The sequence below is a fragment of the Noviherbaspirillum sp. genome, from assembly GCF_036563305.1.
Lineage (GTDB): Bacteria > Pseudomonadota > Gammaproteobacteria > Burkholderiales > Burkholderiaceae_D > Noviherbaspirillum.
In genome coordinates this window covers 359,675-375,527 of the sequence record NZ_DATCMQ010000013.1, presented here as the reverse complement: position 1 = coordinate 375,527, position 15,853 = coordinate 359,675, and the positions used below count along the sequence as shown (strand labels likewise).

General features: G+C 67.5%; 12 protein-coding genes. 9 read left to right on the top strand and 3 right to left on the bottom strand.

The genetic code is table 11. The features are described 5' to 3' along the window. Positions 1-51 precede the first annotated feature (51 nt). Positions 52-3,996, top strand: coding sequence for an EAL domain-containing protein (locus tag VIM12_RS12165; RefSeq protein ID WP_331941900.1), 3,945 nt, complete (start codon positions 52-54; stop codon positions 3,994-3,996). A 25-nt stretch (positions 3,997-4,021) separates the two neighbouring features. Here the strand turns inward: VIM12_RS12165 and VIM12_RS12160 are convergent, their stop codons facing one another. Beyond that, on the bottom strand, positions 4,022-4,393 hold the full coding sequence (locus tag VIM12_RS12160; RefSeq protein WP_331941899.1) for a DUF4148 domain-containing protein: 372 nt from the start codon (positions 4,391-4,393) through the stop codon (positions 4,022-4,024). Positions 4,394-4,703: 310 nt separating this feature from the next. Here VIM12_RS12160 and VIM12_RS12155 point away from each other — a divergent pair, with 310 nt between their 5' ends. Further along, positions 4,704-6,074: a PLP-dependent aminotransferase family protein gene (locus tag VIM12_RS12155; protein ID WP_331941898.1), complete on the top strand. Its 1,371-nt coding sequence runs from the start codon at positions 4,704-4,706 to the stop codon at positions 6,072-6,074. Here the strand turns inward: VIM12_RS12155 and VIM12_RS12150 are convergent. Next, on the bottom strand, positions 6,063-6,758 hold the full coding sequence (locus tag VIM12_RS12150) for an aspartate/glutamate racemase family protein (protein WP_331941897.1): 696 nt from the start codon (positions 6,756-6,758) through the stop codon (positions 6,063-6,065). The two genes, VIM12_RS12155 and VIM12_RS12150, sit on opposite strands and share 12 nt — an antisense overlap. 325 nt (positions 6,759-7,083) lie before the next feature. Here VIM12_RS12150 and VIM12_RS12145 point away from each other — a divergent pair, with 325 nt between their 5' ends. The 4 genes from VIM12_RS12145 to VIM12_RS12130 all read left to right on the top strand — a co-directional run bounded on the left by VIM12_RS12145 (position 7,084) and on the right by VIM12_RS12130 (position 10,698). Further along, positions 7,084-7,959, top strand: a complete 876-nt coding sequence (locus VIM12_RS12145; RefSeq protein ID WP_331941896.1) for a hypothetical protein — start codon at positions 7,084-7,086, stop codon at positions 7,957-7,959. Then, positions 7,956-8,360 carry a phage holin family protein gene (locus tag VIM12_RS12140; protein WP_331941895.1) on the top strand — a complete coding sequence of 135 codons (405 nt, stop codon included), beginning with the start codon at positions 7,956-7,958 and terminating at the stop codon, positions 8,358-8,360. The genes VIM12_RS12145 and VIM12_RS12140 overlap by 4 nt, the downstream gene beginning before the upstream one ends. Then, positions 8,357-9,370: a DUF3618 domain-containing protein gene (locus VIM12_RS12135; protein WP_331941894.1), complete on the top strand. Its 1,014-nt coding sequence runs from the start codon at positions 8,357-8,359 to the stop codon at positions 9,368-9,370. Before VIM12_RS12140 ends, VIM12_RS12135 begins: the two co-directional genes overlap by 4 nt. Before the next feature lie 140 nt (positions 9,371-9,510). After that, complete coding sequence (locus tag VIM12_RS12130; RefSeq protein WP_331941893.1) at positions 9,511-10,698, top strand: tetratricopeptide repeat protein; 1,188 nt, start codon at positions 9,511-9,513, stop codon at positions 10,696-10,698. Between the two features lie 24 nt (positions 10,699-10,722). Here VIM12_RS12130 and VIM12_RS12125 read toward each other — a convergent pair whose 3' ends face one another. After that, positions 10,723-12,984, bottom strand: a complete 2,262-nt coding sequence (locus VIM12_RS12125; RefSeq protein WP_331941892.1) for a PAS domain S-box protein — start codon at positions 12,982-12,984, stop codon at positions 10,723-10,725. 158 nt (positions 12,985-13,142) lie between these two features. Here VIM12_RS12125 and VIM12_RS12120 point away from each other — a divergent pair, with 158 nt between their 5' ends. The 3 genes from VIM12_RS12120 to VIM12_RS12110 all read left to right on the top strand — a co-directional run bounded on the left by VIM12_RS12120 (position 13,143) and on the right by VIM12_RS12110 (position 15,851). Next, positions 13,143-14,531, top strand: a complete 1,389-nt coding sequence (locus tag VIM12_RS12120; protein ID WP_331941891.1) for a hypothetical protein — start codon at positions 13,143-13,145, stop codon at positions 14,529-14,531. Between the two features lie 165 nt (positions 14,532-14,696). Beyond that, positions 14,697-14,969: a hypothetical protein gene (locus tag VIM12_RS12115; RefSeq protein WP_331941890.1), complete on the top strand. Its 273-nt coding sequence runs from the start codon at positions 14,697-14,699 to the stop codon at positions 14,967-14,969. 75 nt (positions 14,970-15,044) lie between these two features. Then, complete coding sequence (locus tag VIM12_RS12110; protein ID WP_331941889.1) at positions 15,045-15,851, top strand: thioesterase family protein; 807 nt, start codon at positions 15,045-15,047, stop codon at positions 15,849-15,851. The last annotated feature ends 2 nt before the right edge of the window (positions 15,852-15,853 follow it).

The window sequence follows — 15,853 nt, the reverse complement described above, 5'->3', positions numbered from 1 at the left end:
CTACTCATACAGGCCGTTACCCGCTTGCATCCCGGGAACGCCGTGTTTCAGATGCCGGCCCTCACAACACTCGACGACGTTCCCGCCCTAGCCGCCCGCCTGTGCGGCGCGCCTGCCGCCCTGCTGGTCTTCCTCGACCAGCATCGGCAGTGGCATCGGCATACGGTCGGCCTGCCGCCACTGGAAGGCAAGGGCGGCACCTGTTTCTGCGCGCAGGCGATCTGCGGCAAGACGCCCTACGTGGTCGCCGACGCGGCCGCCGACCCGTTGTTCGCCGGCGAGCGCCTGCTCGAGCAGCCGTGGGAAATCCGCTTCTATGCCGGGATACCGCTGCATTCGACCGCCGGCATGCCGCTCGGCACGCTCGCCGTGCTGGATCACGTGCCCCGCAAGCTCGACGAGGGCCAGCTGAACGCGCTGGAAATGCTCGCCTCCCATGTCCTGACCCTGGTGCAGCTGGACGAACAGCAGCAGCAGCTCGCCCAAGCCCGCCAGGAGCGCGAGCGCATGGGCCGGCTGCTGCGCGAACGCACGGTGCACCTGGAAACCGTGCAGCGGCTGACCTCGACCGGCGGCTGGGAGCTGAGCCTGCCGAACGGCAGGCTGCAGTGCTCGGGGGAGATCTACCGCATCTTCGGTATCGAGCGCGCCGGCACGGAGGACGACGTCAACACCTTCATGCAACTGATCCATCCGGAGGACAGGGAGCGTGTCCTGCTGGCCGAGGAGCGCCTGCTCAAGGGCCGCGCACCGCTCGACGTCGAGTTCCGGATCAGGCGCCCGGACGGCGGCATCCGTTACCTGCACATGCGGGGCGAGATGCGCACCGCGGGCGGCGGCACGTCGTTGTCGGGCACGGTGCAGGACATCTCCGCGCGGCGCGCGTCGGCCGAGCAGCTGCACCTGCTGGAAACCAGCATCGCGCGCCTCAATGACATGGTCATGATCACCGAGGCCGGGCCGGTCGACGAACCGGGACCGCGCATCGTGTTCGTCAACCCGGCGTTCGAGCGGCTGACCGGGTACAGCCGGGAGGAAGTGATCGGCCGCTCGCCGCGCCTGCTGCAGGGACCACGTACCGGCCGCGCCGAGCTGGACCGGATGCGGGCCGCCATCATCGCCCGCGAACCGGTTTGCGTCGAGGTGCTCAATTACAAGAAGAACGGCGAGGAGTTCTGGGTCGAGCTGGACCTGGTGCCGGTGTTCGGGGCGAGGGGGCGCGCCACGCATTATGTCGCCGTGCAGCGCGACATCACCGAACGCAAGCTGCGCACGCTGGAACTGGAACGCACGACCCGCGCGCTGCAGCTGCTCAGGCGCTGCAATGAGACCCTGGTACGCGCCGAAGAGGAATCGGATCTCCTGAACCGCATCTGCCAGCTGGCCGTCGATATCGGCGGCTACGATTTCGCCTGGGTGGGCCTGGTGCGCGAGGATGCGCGCAAGTCGATCCGGCCGGTCGCCTATGCCGGCAAGCTCGGCGATGTCGAGAAGGCAATGCGGCTGGACGTGCGCTGGGCCGAGGACAGCGCGAGCGGAAAGGGACCGACGGGGACCGTGGTGCGCGAACAGCGCGCCGTCGTGTGCACCGACGTGTGGGAGGAGCCGAGCTTCTCGCCCTGGCTGGAATGGGTGCGCAGCGAGGGCTTCCGCGGCTTGATCGCGCTGCCGCTGATGCGCAAGGGAAAGGTCTCCGCGGTGCTCAGCCTGTATTTGCGCTCGGTGCGCGAGTTCTCGGATGACGAGGTGCGGCTGATGCAGGACCTGGCCAGCGACGTGTCCTTCGGCGTGTCGCATCTCCGCTCGCAGCGCCGCCAGCGCCGTCTGGAGGAAGCCATCCTGCAGGTGGCCACCAGCGTCTCGGCCAGCACCGGGACCGAATTCCTCGAACAGCTGGCGCGCAACATGGCGGGCGCCGTCGGCGCGCAGGCCGGCGTCGTCGCCCGCCTGCTTCCGGGCGAGCCGGCGCGGGCGGGCACCATCGTCGCCGTGGTGGACGGCCGGCTGGCGGAGAACTTCGAGTACGAGATTCGCGGCACGCCGTGCGAGCGCCTGCTTGCGGAGCACAGTTTCTTGGTGGATGACGAGGTCGCCGGGACCTTCCCGCAATCTCCCTGGCTGCACATCGTGGGCGCCAGCGCCTATGTCGGCAGCCTCCTGGCCGATGCTGCGGGGCGGCCCGTCGGTCTGCTCTATGTGCTGTTCCGCGAGCCGCTCAGGCAGCGCGATTTCGTGCTCTCGATGTTCCGGATCTTTGCCGCGCGGGTCTCGAGCGAGCTGGAGCGACAGTTGGCCGACGCCCGGATCCGGGACCAGGCCTCCCTGCTCGACAAGGCACAGGACGCGATCATCGTCTGCGACGCCGGGCAACGCATCACCTACTGGAACAAAAGCGCCGAACGCCTGTACGGATGGTCCGCCGAAGAGGCGCTGGGACGGACGATGCAGTCGCTGCTGAGCAGCGATCCGGGGGTGTTCGACCTGCCGATGCAGACGCTCGGGCGCGAGGGCGAATGGCGCGGCGAGTTGCGCCAGCGCCGCAAGGACCGTTCGAAGCTGCTGGTGGAGGCGCACTGGAACCTGATCGCCGGCGACGGCGGCGAGGTACAGTCCATCCTGGCGATCCACACCGACATCGGCGCCCGCAAGGAGGCAGAGGAGAAGGTGCAGCAGCTCGCCTTCTACGACCAGCTGACCCGCCTGCCGAACCGCTCGTCGCTGATGGAGCGCCTGCAGCGCGCGCTCGCCGGATGCAGGCGGAACCGCCGCAGCGGCGCGCTGATGCTGATCGACCTGGACAACTTCAAGACGCTCAACGACACGCTGGGCCATGACAAGGGCGATTTGCTGCTGCAGCAGGTGGCGAAGCGCTTGTCGTCCTGCGTCAGGCAGACCGACACGGTGGCGCGCCTTGGCGGGGATGAATTCGTGGTGTTGCTGGAGGACCTGGGCGAGGCGCCCGACGCCGCCGCCCTGCAGGCCGAAGCCACCGCCGAAAAAATCCTCGCCGCGCTCAATCAGCCTTACCGGCTGGAGGCCTACGAGCATGTCAGCACGCCAAGCATCGGCGTCACCCTGTTCCCCTCCGGCATGGACGCCTCGGCCGTGGTGGACGACCTGCTCAAGCGCGCCGACCTGGCGATGTACCAGGCCAAGGCTGCCGGCCGCAATGCGATCCGCTTCTTCGACCCCGTGATGCAGGCCGCTGTCAAGCACCGGCTGGGACTGGAGGCAGACCTGCGCCATGCGACGCGGGCCAACGAGTTCGTGCTGTATTACCAGGCGCAGGTCGACCGGAACGGCAGGCAGACCGGCGCCGAAGCGCTGATCCGCTGGGAGCAGCCGCGGCGCGGGCTGGTGCCGCCCGCGGAGTTCATCCCGCTGGCCGAGGAAACCGGACTGATCCTGCGGCTCGGGGAGTGGGTGCTGGAGACGGCCTGCAGCCTGCTAGCGCAGTGGGAGACCGATCCGCACGCGGCGCACATGACAATGTCGGTCAACGTCAGTGCACGGCAGTTTCGGCATCCGGATTTCGTCGCGCTGGTGCTCGACGTACTCGAACGGACCGGTGCCGATCCCGGGCGGCTCAAGCTGGAGCTGACCGAAAGCCTGCTGGTGGATGACATAGAGACGACGATCGCGAAGATGTCGGCGCTGAAGGAAAGAGGCGTCGGCTTCTCGCTTGACGATTTCGGCACCGGCTACTCGTCGCTGTCGTACCTGAAGCGCTTTCCGCTCGACCAGCTGAAAATCGACCAGTCCTTCGTACGCGACGTGCTGGTGGATCCGAACGACGCCGCCATCGCGCGCACCATCGTCGCGCTGGGGCAGAGCCTCGGGCTGTCCGTGATCGCGGAAGGCGTGGAGACCGAAGCGCAAAGGGACTTCCTCGCGCAGCAGGGCTGTCATGCCTACCAGGGCTACCTGTACAGCGAGCCGGCGCCGGCGGTCGATTTCCTCAACCGGCTCCGGCCCTGGGGCGCAATCACCCACTGAGCGACGGCGCGCGGGGAAAAGCCGCTCAGTTCAGCCGCGCCGCGCTAACGTTGCCGGCCAGGCGGGAAGCCTGCACGCGGCTGTCCGCGCCCGGAAACTGGCCGTCGTACTCCTGCTGCGCCATGGCGTAGCTGCCGTCGGCCTGCGACTGCTTCAGTTCGGCAATCACCTGCGCGCGGGTCCTGGTGGAAACGAAGCCGGCATCAGGCGCAACGGCTTCACGGCTGCCGGCGCCGGCGCCGCCGGTGCGAACCGGCTGCAGCTCAGCCATTGTTTCGGCGCGGCTGCCCGCCGCCTTGTAGCCGGTGAAGTCGACGTAAGGATAGGTCTGCTCGGCGAGGGCGGAGCCGGCGGCGGCAAAGAGGGCGACGGCGGCGATCATATTCTTGGTGTTCATGTTCATGCTCCAGTTCTTTCTCGGGGACTCTGCCGGGAACCGGGCGACCTGCCCGGCGACGCGGCCTGTTCGGTGAGTCTGAAAATCGTGCTTGCTCATCGATGGGACCCAGTCTAGTCCTTGCGCACGGTGGAATAAACGGCGCTTCCTGCAATTGAACATTGCGAGAACCGGAACAATTCCGACGCGCCTGCCGTTGCCGCATTCAAATGTCACGTGCCCCTGTCCCGCTCTTTTTACGAGCCGGATATCCTTTCCCATGCAGTCCGGCAAGTGCTAGCATGCATGCATCACAACCCCGATTGTCTGCATGCCACACTGGATTCCCGATCTTTCGGCGCACCATGGGCCGGTCTATCTCGGCATCGCCGAGGCGCTCGCCATTGCGGTCAGGACGGGGCGCCTCCGTCCCGGGGAGGTGCTGCCGCCGCAACGCCTGCTGGCCGGACTGCTCGGGGTCAATCTCAGTACGGTCACCCGCGCCTACCGGGAGGCGGAACGGCGCGGCCTGATCGAGGGCAATACCCGGCGCGGGACGGTGGTGCGTGCGCGCGCCGAAGTCGTGGACCTGTTCGGCCTGCATCCGGCGCCAGGCGGGAATGCGCCCTGCATCGACCTGTCCACCAACACGCCCGCCGAGGATGCGCGCGACGACAGCATCGCGCAGGTCATTGCCGCCTTGCAGGAGGAGCGCGCGCTGACGCGCCTGATGGGGTACCAGGGCGTGTCCGACTGGGAACCATGGCGCGAGCAGGCGGCGAAGTGGCTTGCCGCCGGCGGCCTCGAGCTGCCGGCGGATCGCATCATCCTGTGCGCCGGCGCGCAGCATGCACTGGGGGTCGCCCTTGCGGTGGCATCCGACCGCCCGGACATCGCCGTGGAACGCTTCACCTACCCCGGCATGAAGGCCATCGCACGCGAGCGCGCCTACCGGCTGCATCCGCTTGAGATGGACGAGGAAGGTGTCACGCCGGCGGCCCTGCTCAAGGCCAGCCGCAGGGGCATCCGCGTCGCGGTGCTGTCGTCCGCCCTGCAGAACCCGACCGGCGCCAGCATGTCGATGGCCCGGCGCAAGCAGGTGGCCGCGGTCGCGCAGGCAAGGAACATGCTGCTGATAGAGGAGGATGTTTACGGCGCGCTGCTGCCCGGGCGCCTGCCGCCGCTTGCCGCATTGGCGCCGGACCATGTGTACTACGTCAGCGGGCTGTCGAAGACGGTGGCGCCCGGGTTGCGTTTCGGCATGCTCGGGGTGCCGCCGAAACAACTGCAACGATTCACTGAAGCCATCCATACCACCAGCTGGTACCTGAGTCCGCTCGGCGCCGAAGTCGCGAGCCGGCTGATCGCGTCGGGTGCCGCGGCGCGGCGGCTGGCATGGCAGCGGAAGGAAATCGTCAAGCGCAATGCCGTGCTGGACGAGGCGCTCGGGGGCGGCCCGGTGCAGGTAGTACGCCATGCGCCCCACCGCTGGCTCCCGCTGGCTCCTCGCACCCGGCCGGAACAGCTGGTCGCGCAACTGGAGGAGCGGGGCCTGCGGGTGGTGGCCGGCAGCAGTTTCGGCGTCGGTCCGGCCGCGGCGACGACTGCCTTCCTGAGGCTGTCGCTCGGCGCGGCGGCCGGACGCAAGGCGGTGCAGCGGGCCGGCCTGCTGCTGCGCGCGTGTGAGGGTCTAGGGCTGTAGCGCCATCTCGACTGCCGCCTCGCAATGCAGCCGCGTGGTGTCGAATACCGGCAGCGACGAGTGTTCCGGCTTGACCAGCAGCGTGATCTCCGTGCAGCCGAGGATCACTCCCTGCGCGCCCTCCGCCTGCAATCCGCCGATGATGTCCTGGTATTCGCGCCGGTCTTCAGGACGAATATCGCCGTGGCAAAGGCGCTCGTAGATGATCTGGTGAACGCGTTCGCGCTCGCGCGCGGGCGGCACCACCACTTCGATGCCGTGCACGTCTTCCATGCGGCGTCGATAGAAATCCTGTTCCATCGTGAACGCGGTGCCAAGCAGGCCGACCCGGTTGAAACCGGCGGCGCTGATTGCCGCGGCCGTGGGCGTGACGATGTGCAGGAAGGGAATATCGATTGCCGCTTCGATATCCTGCGCGACCTTGTGCATGGTGTTGGTGCAGAGCACGACGAAGTCGGCCCCGGCCGACTGCAGCCGTCGCGCCGCATCGGCCATCACCACACCGGCTTCCTGCCAGCGGCCTTCCGATTGCATCTGCTTGATTTCCTCGAAGTTCAGGGTCAGCAGGATGCTGCGTCCGTTGTTGTGGCCCCCGAGCCGGGCCTTCATGCCGCGGCTGATGCCCGTGTAGTACTCGGCCGAGGATTCCCAGCTCATCCCGCCGATCATTCCGATGGTCTTCATATCCTTCTCCATGATGCTGCCGGCACTTCCGGCATGCATGGAGTCTAGCCAGCTTCCGCCGCGCAATGTATGCACGACAAACGGCGTCGCGTCCTGATCGCGGGCAATGAACGGCCGGATGGTTGCGGACGCGCTGTCGACACCGGACACCGCCGGGCAATGGCAGCCATGATGGTCCCCGGACGTGCACGGTCATTGCGCACAAGCGTAAATGGGGTCTGAACTAAACAACGGCTTGCATTTCTAACATGTTGTGCAGCACGTACCTTAGTTCATCGGCAATGCGGCCTTGGCCGCATTCAACCAACAAACAGGAGTGGAAGCGATGGCAGACCAAAACCAGGACGGGAAGGGCATGATCTCGAGCGGAGCGCAGCCGGGACCAGGCGAACGGCTCAGGGATGATGCGCCGCAAGCGGCAGGCAGCCCGGGCATCACAGGATCGCAGACCAGCGCGGCCGGCGGCAGCGGGGGCGGCACGGCGTCGGACCTTGGCATCGGCGCATCCTCGGGTGGTTCGACGTATTCATCGGGCGGTTCGACGTACGCATCGGGCGGCATACGACAGACCGGTTCCCGCGTGGCGGACAACGCGCGGCAGTACGCCGGCGACATCGCGAGCAAGGCGAAGGAAAAGAGCCGCTCGATGTTCGATCAGCAGAAGGAAACGGCAATCGGCCAGGTCAGCACCGTGGCCAGTGCCATCCGCAGTACCGCCGACAACCTGCAAGGAGAAGGGCAGGACCAGGTCGCACGTTACGTCGGCATGCTGGCCGACCAGATCGAAACATTTGGCGGACGCCTGCGCGAAAAGGATCTCGACACGCTGATCGACGATGCGCAAAACCTCGCGCGGCGGTCGCCTGCAACTTTCTTCATCGGCAGCGTCGCAGCCGGTTTCCTCCTGGCGCGGTTCCTCAAGAGCTCCTCCGAGAGCCAGCAGGGCTACATGTCCATGCAGGATGACGAATGGTCCTCGGCCTCATCCGGCGCCGGTTCGCTGTCCGGCACCGGCTCGGGCGGCGGCGCCGGCACCGGAATGGGCGTCTCCGGTACCACCGGCACGACCGGTACCACCGGCACCGGCACCTATGGCACCGCTACCCGGCAGGGCGTCAGCGACGGCACTGCGGCGGCCACCGGCCTCGGCAGTTCTGCAACCCCCGCCAACGGGGCGGGAGCGGGAGGGTCCTCGATATGATGATCGACAAGAGTGACAAGTCGCTGGGCGAACTGTTCTCCGACCTGACGCGCGACGTCGTCGACCTGGTCCGCCAGGAGATCGAACTGGCCCGGGTAGAGATGTCGGGCAAGGTCGCGGACGCCCAGAAGGCGGTCGCCGCCGTGGCGATCGGCGGCGCAGTGCTGCTCGCAGGCGCGCTCGTGCTGCTGCTCGCGGTGGTGAAGGGCGTCGAGATGCTGCTGCCGCCCGAGGTCGCACCCTGGCTGGCGCCGCTGATCGTCGGCCTGGTGGTGGTGGCGATCGGCTTCGTGATGGTCAAGGGAGGCGCCCAGAAGCTCAGCGCGGACAAGCTCATGCCGCACCGGACAATGGACTCGCTCAAGCGGGACAAGATGCTAGCGCAGGAGAAAATGCAATGAACGAAAACGACAGCCGCAGCCCCGAAGAAATCGAGAGCGACATCGAGCGCACCCGCGCCGACTTCAGCTCGACCATTGAGGCGATCCAGCACAAGCTCTCCCCGAGCGAGATGATGGACAACGCCGTGGACTATGCCCTCTCCACTACACCAGGAGCATTCAGCGTGAACCTCATCAATTCCGTTCGAGACAATCCCATCCCCGTAGCCCTGATCGGCGTAGGCATTGCCTGGCTGATGGCCGCGGGACGCAAGGAGCCGGCCTATCCTGCCGGCTACTACCGGCGCGGCCGCCGCTCCGCCTATTACAGCGACCTGGACACGCCCTATGAGGACGAATTCGCCGCCGAGTATCCGACGAGCGCCGACGCCGGGACAAGCAGCGACGGCATGATGCAGCGCATGGCTTCCAGGACCGGCGATACCGCGCGCGGACTGAAGGAAAAGGCGAGCCAGGCCGGGCAGCGTCTCAGCAGCAGCGCCTCCTCCGTGACCGGTCGCGTGCAGCAGGCCGGCCAGAGCGCGCGTTCGCGTCTTCAGGAAACGACCCAGAGCGCACGCTCCCGGCTGCAGGAAACGACCCAGAGCGCACAGGCCCGCATGAGCGAGATGAGCCGCCGCTCCCAGATGCATTACAGCCGTGCAAAGCAGCAGGTCGGCCAGTTCGCCGACGAGCAGCCGCTGATGATCGGCGCGATCGGCATTGCGGTCGGCGCCGCCCTCGGCGCGCTGCTGCCGCGCACCCGCCGCGAGGATGAACTGTTGGGCGACACGCGCGACGAGTTGCTCGAACGGGCAAAGGAAGCCGCACGCGAACAGGCCGAGACCGTCAAGCAGTCGGCACAGCGCGTTGCCGAGATGGCAAAGCAGGAAGCCACCCGCATGAAGGATGACATGGCGTCGACCGCCAGCCAGTCGATGGGCCAGGGCCAGGGCCAGGCGCAGGGCGGCGCGTCGCGCACCGAAGGCGCCTCGTTCGGCGGCACCGGCGGCCAGCAGAGCATCCACTGATCCTCCGGCGGGCGCCGTCCGTCCCATGAGGCGTCCGGGTCAGACCGGACGCCTCTTCTTTTTGGCCGCGCGTCCTGCGCGGTTCGTTCATGCTACATTGCCACGCTGTTCGGTCCGACACGATCATGGGAAGACAGGCAATGGACGCCACACTAGCGCAGGCACGCACGCATTTTTTCCAGGGCATTTCGCATTTCGAAGGCGGCCGGCTCGAGCAGGCGCGCGCCGCGTTCGAGGCATCCCTCGCGCTGGCGCCGGGAAGGCCTTCCGTGCTGGGCAATCTCGGCGTCACGCTGTTCCACCTGAAGCAGGCGGCGCAGGCGGTGCCGCTGCTGCAGCAGGCGACGGCGGGGGACCCGGATTACCTCGATGCCTGGACCTGCCTCGGCTTTTCGCTCGAGACGCTGGGACGATGGCCGGAGGCGGTCAAGGCATTCGAACGCGCGCTGGCGCTTGCCCCCGGGCAGGCCCCGCTGTGGTTTCGCAAGGGACAGTGCCTGATGCGCATCGGCCAGATGCTGCCGGCGCTGCAGGCGTTCGAGCAGGCGGTGACGGCAGACGCCGGTTTCGCCGATGCCTGGAGCGCGCGCGGCGGCGTGCTGCGTGACCTGCAGCGCCTGCCGGAGGCCGCCGCCTGCTTCGAGCGGGCGCTGGCCTGCGGCGGTGACCCGGAGCTGAACCGTTACTACCTCGCCTCCGTTGGCGGCACGCCGCAGGCAGCGCCGCCACGACGCTACGTCGAGACGCTGTTCGACGACTACGCCGCGGACTTCCAGGACCATGTGCTCGGCGATCTGCGGTACCAGGGTTACGAACGCTTGTTGCGGCCGCTCGTGGAGGAGAACCGCAGCTACGGCCGCGCGCTCGATCTCGGCTGCGGCACCGGGCTGTGCGCGCCGTTGCTGCAGCAGGTGGCCGGCGTCGTCGACGGGGTCGACCTGTCGGCCGCGATGCTGGCGCAGGCGCGCAGGCTCGGCATCTACCGGCGGCTTGAGCATGCCGACGTCGCGGCATGGCTCGAGGCGGAAACCGAGAGCGCAGGCCTGGTTGTCGCCGCCGATGTCTTCATCTACGTGGGTGCGCTGGAACGGGTGTTCCGCGCAGTGCGCGGCATCCTTGCGCCGCAGGGGACGTTCGCCTTCACCGTCGAACTGGCGGCAGGCGAGGATGACCTCCGGCTGCTGCCGAGCCTGCGCTATGCGCATTCCGAGCGCTACATCCGCCGGCTGGCGCAGGACTGCGGATTCCAGGTCGAACGGCTATTCAGGGCGCCGGTCCGGGTCGACCAGGGCCGCCCGCTGGAAGGACTGTACTGCTACCTGGCATAGGCAGCCGCGGGCTGCCGGGCGAGGTCAGTTCGCCGGTATCTGCAGCGTATCCAGCCACGCGAGCAGGCCGGCGCTGTCCACCGGCTTGACCAGATGGCGGTGGAATCCCGCCGCACTGGATGCCTCGCGGTCCTGCGGTTGCCCGTAACCGGTGAGGGCGGCGAACACGGTGCCCGAAAGCTGCGGCATCGCTCTCAGCCGGCGCACCAGGGCGTTGCCGTCGATGTCCGGCAGGCCGATATCGAGCAGGCAGACATGCGGCACGATCTCCGGTGCAAGCGCAAGCGCTTCCCGGGCGTGGTGCCCGATGTGCACCTGGTGGCCGCCGACCTGCAGCAGCATCGCCAGCATCCGCGCCGCGTCCGCATTGTCGTCGACAACGAGGATGCGCAGCGGGACCCGCCCGGCGATGCCCTCCGCTTGCGCAGCCGGCTCCGGTTCCGTCGCCTGCAGCAGGCGCGGCAGCGTGACATGGAAAGTGGTCCCGCGTCCCGCTCCGCCGCTCTCGATGCTGACCGCGCCGCCATGCAGGGTGAGCAGGTTCCGCACCAGCGCGAGGCCAATGCCGAGACCGCCCTGCGCGCGATCCGAAGTCCGTTCGCCCTGGGCGAACAGGTCGAATGCGCGGGTGATGAGGCCGGGCGACATGCCGATGCCGTTGTCGGATACCGCAAGCCTGACCGTTGCCGGATCCACTGCCAGCCGCAGCACGATGAGACCTTCGCCGGCCGGGGTGTACTTGGCCGCATTGCCGAGCAGGTTGGCCAGCACCTGCACCAGCCGCTTGCGGTCGCCGCGCACGAGGGCCGGTTCGGCGGACAGGTGGACTTCTAGCCGATGCGATTTTTCCTCTGTCAGCGGCCGCACCTGTTCCACCGCCTCGGCGATGACCGCCTTGAGGTCGACCATGGCGTCGTCGAGCGACACCTGGCCGCGCGTCACCCGGGCCACGTCGAGCAGGTCTTCCAGCAGTTCCGTCATGTGGCGCGCCTGCCGCACGATGATCGCGCTGACTTGCGGCAGCTTCTCGGCGCTGACGTTGCCGGCGGCAATCAGGTCGGCCGCCGCGGTGATTGGGGCAAGCGGGTTGCGCAGTTCGTGGGCGAGCATCGCCAGGAAGTCGTCCTTGCGGCGCGCGCTCACGCGCAGGTCCTGTTCATTGCGGCGGCGGCCGGTAATGTCGTTGAAGAGCACCGCAACCCGGCGCGCATCGGGTTCGTCGACGCGAAATGCGTACACGTCGTACCAGCGGTTCAGGGATTTCGCTTCGTTCTGAAAGCGTATCGGCTCGCCGGTGACCGCCACCTTGCCGTAAATGTCGAACCAGTGCTGCTCGTGCTCCGGGGCGAACTCCCGCATGGTCCTGCCGACCGCGTCCCGCAGCCCGGTCTGCTGTGCGAAGACGGCGTTGACTTCCCGGAACCGGTAGTCGCACGGCGTTCCGTTCGCATCGAAGATCAGGTCGATGATGCAGAATCCTTCGTCGATGGATTCGAACAGCGAGCGGTAGCGTGCTTCGCTCTTGCGCAGGGCCGCTTCCGCGAGCTTGCGGTCGTGGACATCGGTGGACGTGCCGAACCAGCGCAGGATCTCGCCGCTGTCCGGATCACGGTACGGCTCCGCCCTTACCAGGAACCAGCGGTACTCGCCGCTGGCGGACCGGATCCGGTGCTCGACGCTGAACACGCTGCCGTCCCGCTGCGCCTGTTCCCAAGCCAGCATGGTCGCCGCGTGGTCGTCGGGGTGGACAAAGCTTTGTGAAACCGCCGCCGGGGTGATGGTGCGCAGGTCCACCCCGGTGTAGGTACTCCACTGCCGGTTGAAGAATTCGGCGTTGCCGTCGGCGCCGACGATCCAGACGATCTGGGGAATCGCGTCCGCCATCAGGCGAAAGCGCAGTTCGCTCTCGCGCAGCCGCTCCTGCGCCTGGATGCGGGCGCTCGCGTTGCGGAAGTAGACCGAAATGCCCAGCGGGGACGGGTAGGCGTGCACCTCGTAGTAGCGCTGGTGGTCCTGGTACCATGCGGTGATGCTGCCGGCGACCTGCCGCGCCGTGACGTCACGGTACAGGGTTTCGAACTCGCTTCCGATGAGGCCGGGAAATTCCGCCCAGAGCGCCTTTCCGCGCAGTTCGTCGCGGGTGCGGCCGAGCAGGGATTCCGCCTGCCGGTTGACGTAGGTGAACGTCCAGTTGCGGTCGAGCGCGAAGAATGCGTCGGTGATGCTCTCGAGGATGATGCTTGCATCCGCCGCCGCTCCTTGCCCTGCATTGAACGTACTTTCCATGCTGTCGCCTTTCTCGTTGCCCGCCCCGCCAGGCATGAACGCCGATACTACCGCAACGCCCGGCGCGCGGCAGTGCGGCACGGGCGGCCGCTTCCGGCTATAGTAGCGGGCGCCGGACCGGCCGCGCCCGACGGTCTCCATCAACCCCCTGTCGTTACATGCAAAAAGAACGCGCGTCGAGCGCATCCGCGCGCCTAGCGGCGATCGCCTCCGTCATCGTCATCATCGCCGTCACGCTGTGGCGCGCGTTCGGCGGACCGTCGTCGCTGTTCGTCGTCCTGATTGCCGCCATTGCGGTGCTGGTCATTTCCCAGTTCCGCAACATTCCCGCCAACCTGCGCAATACCTCGCTCATCCTGCTGCTGGTGAGCGTGGTCCTGCTGCCATTGACGCGCGCGCCGCTCGCCGCGCTGCAGCGCGGGGTGTTCATCTCGGGACTGCTGCTGGGCCTGATGGGCAGCGTGACGCTCCTCGCCCGCTGCGCCTTGCGCAGCCCCGCCGTGGATCAGATCGGGCAGACCCTGCGGGCGCAGCGCGCCGGACGACGCTACGCGGCGTTCACCGGGGCGGGTCAGGTATTCTCGGCGATGCTCGGCATGGCCGGCGCCAATATCATGCTGATCATGGCGGCCCCGGCGGCGGAGCCTACCGGAGAGCGCAAGACGGCGGCCGTGGTGGCCGTGACCCGCGGCTTCACTGCGGCCAGCTACTGGAGTCCGATGTTCGGGAACATGGCGATCCTGCTGGCGCTGTATCCGAGCCTGCGGTGGGTCGAAGTCTTCCCGCTCGGCGTGCTGCTCGCCCAGTGCACGGTTCCGGTCGGCATTGCGCTCAATCGCTGGCGTTTTCGCGGCAAGACCGAGCCGGCCGGCACCGAGCAGGCCCCGCCGGGCTTTGCCCGCGCCGCCATTCCGCTGCTCGCCGCGATGCTTGGATTCCTCGGGCTGGTGCTGGTGACCGGCAGCGCCGCGGGCATCAGCACCACCGCCACCATCGTCCTGCTCGGACCCGGCACGGCGCTGCTGATCAACATTGCCATGGCAGAGCGCGGCAGGCGGATTCCCGACGGGCTGCGCCGCCTGGGTGACGACCTGCGGCTGTATCCGAACCTGGCAAGCGAAGCCCTGCTGTTCCTCGGCGCGGGCTGCGCCGGCAGCATCATGGGCGACGCGTTTCCGGCGGCATGGGTGCAGTGGATAGGCGAGTCGGTACGCGGCACGCCGCTGCTGGCCATCGCCTTCCTGATGTCGGCCATCATCGGCGCGGCGCTGGCGGGAGTGCATCCGGTGCTGACAGCGGTCTTCCTGGCATCGACCATCACGCCGCAAGTGCTGGACCTGCCGCCGATACTGCACATCCTCGCGATCCTCAACGGTTGGGGCCTGTCGGCCAGCCTCACGCCGTACTCGGTACTGTCGCTCACGGCCAGCCGGTATGCCGGCACCGGGCTGTACCAGATCAGCCTTGGCCGCAACGCCCTGTTCGCGCTGGTGAATGCGGTGCTCGGATGCGCGCTGCTGACGACCGTCGCGATCGTCATGCGCTGAATTTTTGCAGGGCTTTCAACTGGTGTTTTTACAAGCCTGTTGTGCACTAGTGACAGACGGAAATTTATCTTCGCCAGCCCTTGAATCGCACCCCCGTGCCCGGCTAAAGTGAGCATTCGCAGCAGCGCGTGCTGCACCTGACACATCTCTGTTCGACTTGGAAAAATGATGCAACCAAAGCTGGCATACCGCGACGAATCGGCGTGGGAAATGGGGGATGTCGCCTACGACCTGGGCGATACGATTGAAATCGGCGTGCAGAAGGCGGCCAAGGCCGGCATCCGTCCGGGCGCCGAAGGTTACGCGGCTTTTCTGACCGCATTCGGCCGTCGCGTGCGGAGCAAGACCGTCTCGCCGCACAAGGTCGCCGCAGCGGACCCGGCGCAATCCGGATCGGCGGTTGTTCTGACTCCCGACTTCCAGCGATCCGTCTCCTGAATCGCAACGCCGCGCGCCGGAGCGCGCGGCGCCGCGAGCGGCTATCATGTCGGGCGCTGACCAAACCGACAATCCATGATGACCGCAGAACATCCTTTCGACCGTGCGATCGCCTTGCACAGCGAGACCGGCGCCGAGCGCACCGGGCATACCTCTCCCGACTACTGGAATGCCATCTCGCCGTTCGGCGGGACCACCGCCGCGACCATGTTGCAGGCCATGCTGGAACACCCCGACAGGCTCGGCGAACCGATCTCCCTCACCGTGAATTTCGCCGGCGCCATCAAGCCGGGCAATTTCCGCGTGCAGGCGCGCCCCGCGCGCACCGGCCGCAGCACGCAGCACTGGCTGGCGCAGCTGCACCAGGGTGACGACCCGGCCCCGGCGATCACCGCCACCGCCGTGTTCGCACTGCGCCGCGATACCTGGTCCGATACCGAATCGGCAATGCCGTCGCATGCCGGGCCGGAAGGGCTGGAACGCTATGCGCCGCCAATGCGCCTGCCTTTCCTCGAGCGCTACGACATCCGCTACGTCGACTCGCATCCGTTCGCCGGCGGCGCCAGTAGCCAGACCCAGTGCTGGATTGCCGACGTGCCGCCGAGGCCGTTGGATGCGGCGGGCATCGTTGCGCACTGCGATGCCTACATTCCCCGCATCTTCGTACGGCGCGGACGGCCGACGCCGATCGCAACGGTGACGCTGACGGTCAACTTCCATGCGGATGCGGCATCGCTGGCGGAACGGCCGTGCACGCTGGCATTCGCACAGGCGCGGGCCAACGCATTCCGCGGCGGCTTCCACGACCAGGAGGGGCGGCTCTGGGCTGAGGACGGCAGGCTGCTCGCGACCACCCACCAGATGGTCTGGTTCAAGGAATAGGC

Bases quoted from the DNA above. Each gene is read 5' to 3' on its own strand.
- VIM12_RS12165 (WP_331941900.1), top strand. From the start codon at position 52: ATGCCGGCCCTCACAACACTCGACGACGTTCCCGCCCTAGCCGCCCGC.
- VIM12_RS12160 (WP_331941899.1), bottom strand. From the start codon at position 4,393: ATGAACACCAAGAATATGATCGCCGCCGTCGCCCTCTTTGCCGCCGCC.
- VIM12_RS12155 (WP_331941898.1), top strand. From the start codon at position 4,704: ATGCCACACTGGATTCCCGATCTTTCGGCGCACCATGGGCCGGTCTAT.
- VIM12_RS12150 (WP_331941897.1), bottom strand. From the start codon at position 6,758: ATGAAGACCATCGGAATGATCGGCGGGATGAGCTGGGAATCCTCGGCC.
- VIM12_RS12145 (WP_331941896.1), top strand. From the start codon at position 7,084: ATGGCAGACCAAAACCAGGACGGGAAGGGCATGATCTCGAGCGGAGCG.
- VIM12_RS12140 (WP_331941895.1), top strand. From the start codon at position 7,956: ATGATGATCGACAAGAGTGACAAGTCGCTGGGCGAACTGTTCTCCGAC.
- VIM12_RS12135 (WP_331941894.1), top strand. From the start codon at position 8,357: ATGAACGAAAACGACAGCCGCAGCCCCGAAGAAATCGAGAGCGACATC.
- VIM12_RS12130 (WP_331941893.1), top strand. From the start codon at position 9,511: ATGGACGCCACACTAGCGCAGGCACGCACGCATTTTTTCCAGGGCATT.
- VIM12_RS12125 (WP_331941892.1), bottom strand. From the start codon at position 12,984: ATGGAAAGTACGTTCAATGCAGGGCAAGGAGCGGCGGCGGATGCAAGC.
- VIM12_RS12120 (WP_331941891.1), top strand. From the start codon at position 13,143: ATGCAAAAAGAACGCGCGTCGAGCGCATCCGCGCGCCTAGCGGCGATC.
- VIM12_RS12115 (WP_331941890.1), top strand. From the start codon at position 14,697: ATGATGCAACCAAAGCTGGCATACCGCGACGAATCGGCGTGGGAAATG.
- VIM12_RS12110 (WP_331941889.1), top strand. From the start codon at position 15,045: ATGATGACCGCAGAACATCCTTTCGACCGTGCGATCGCCTTGCACAGC.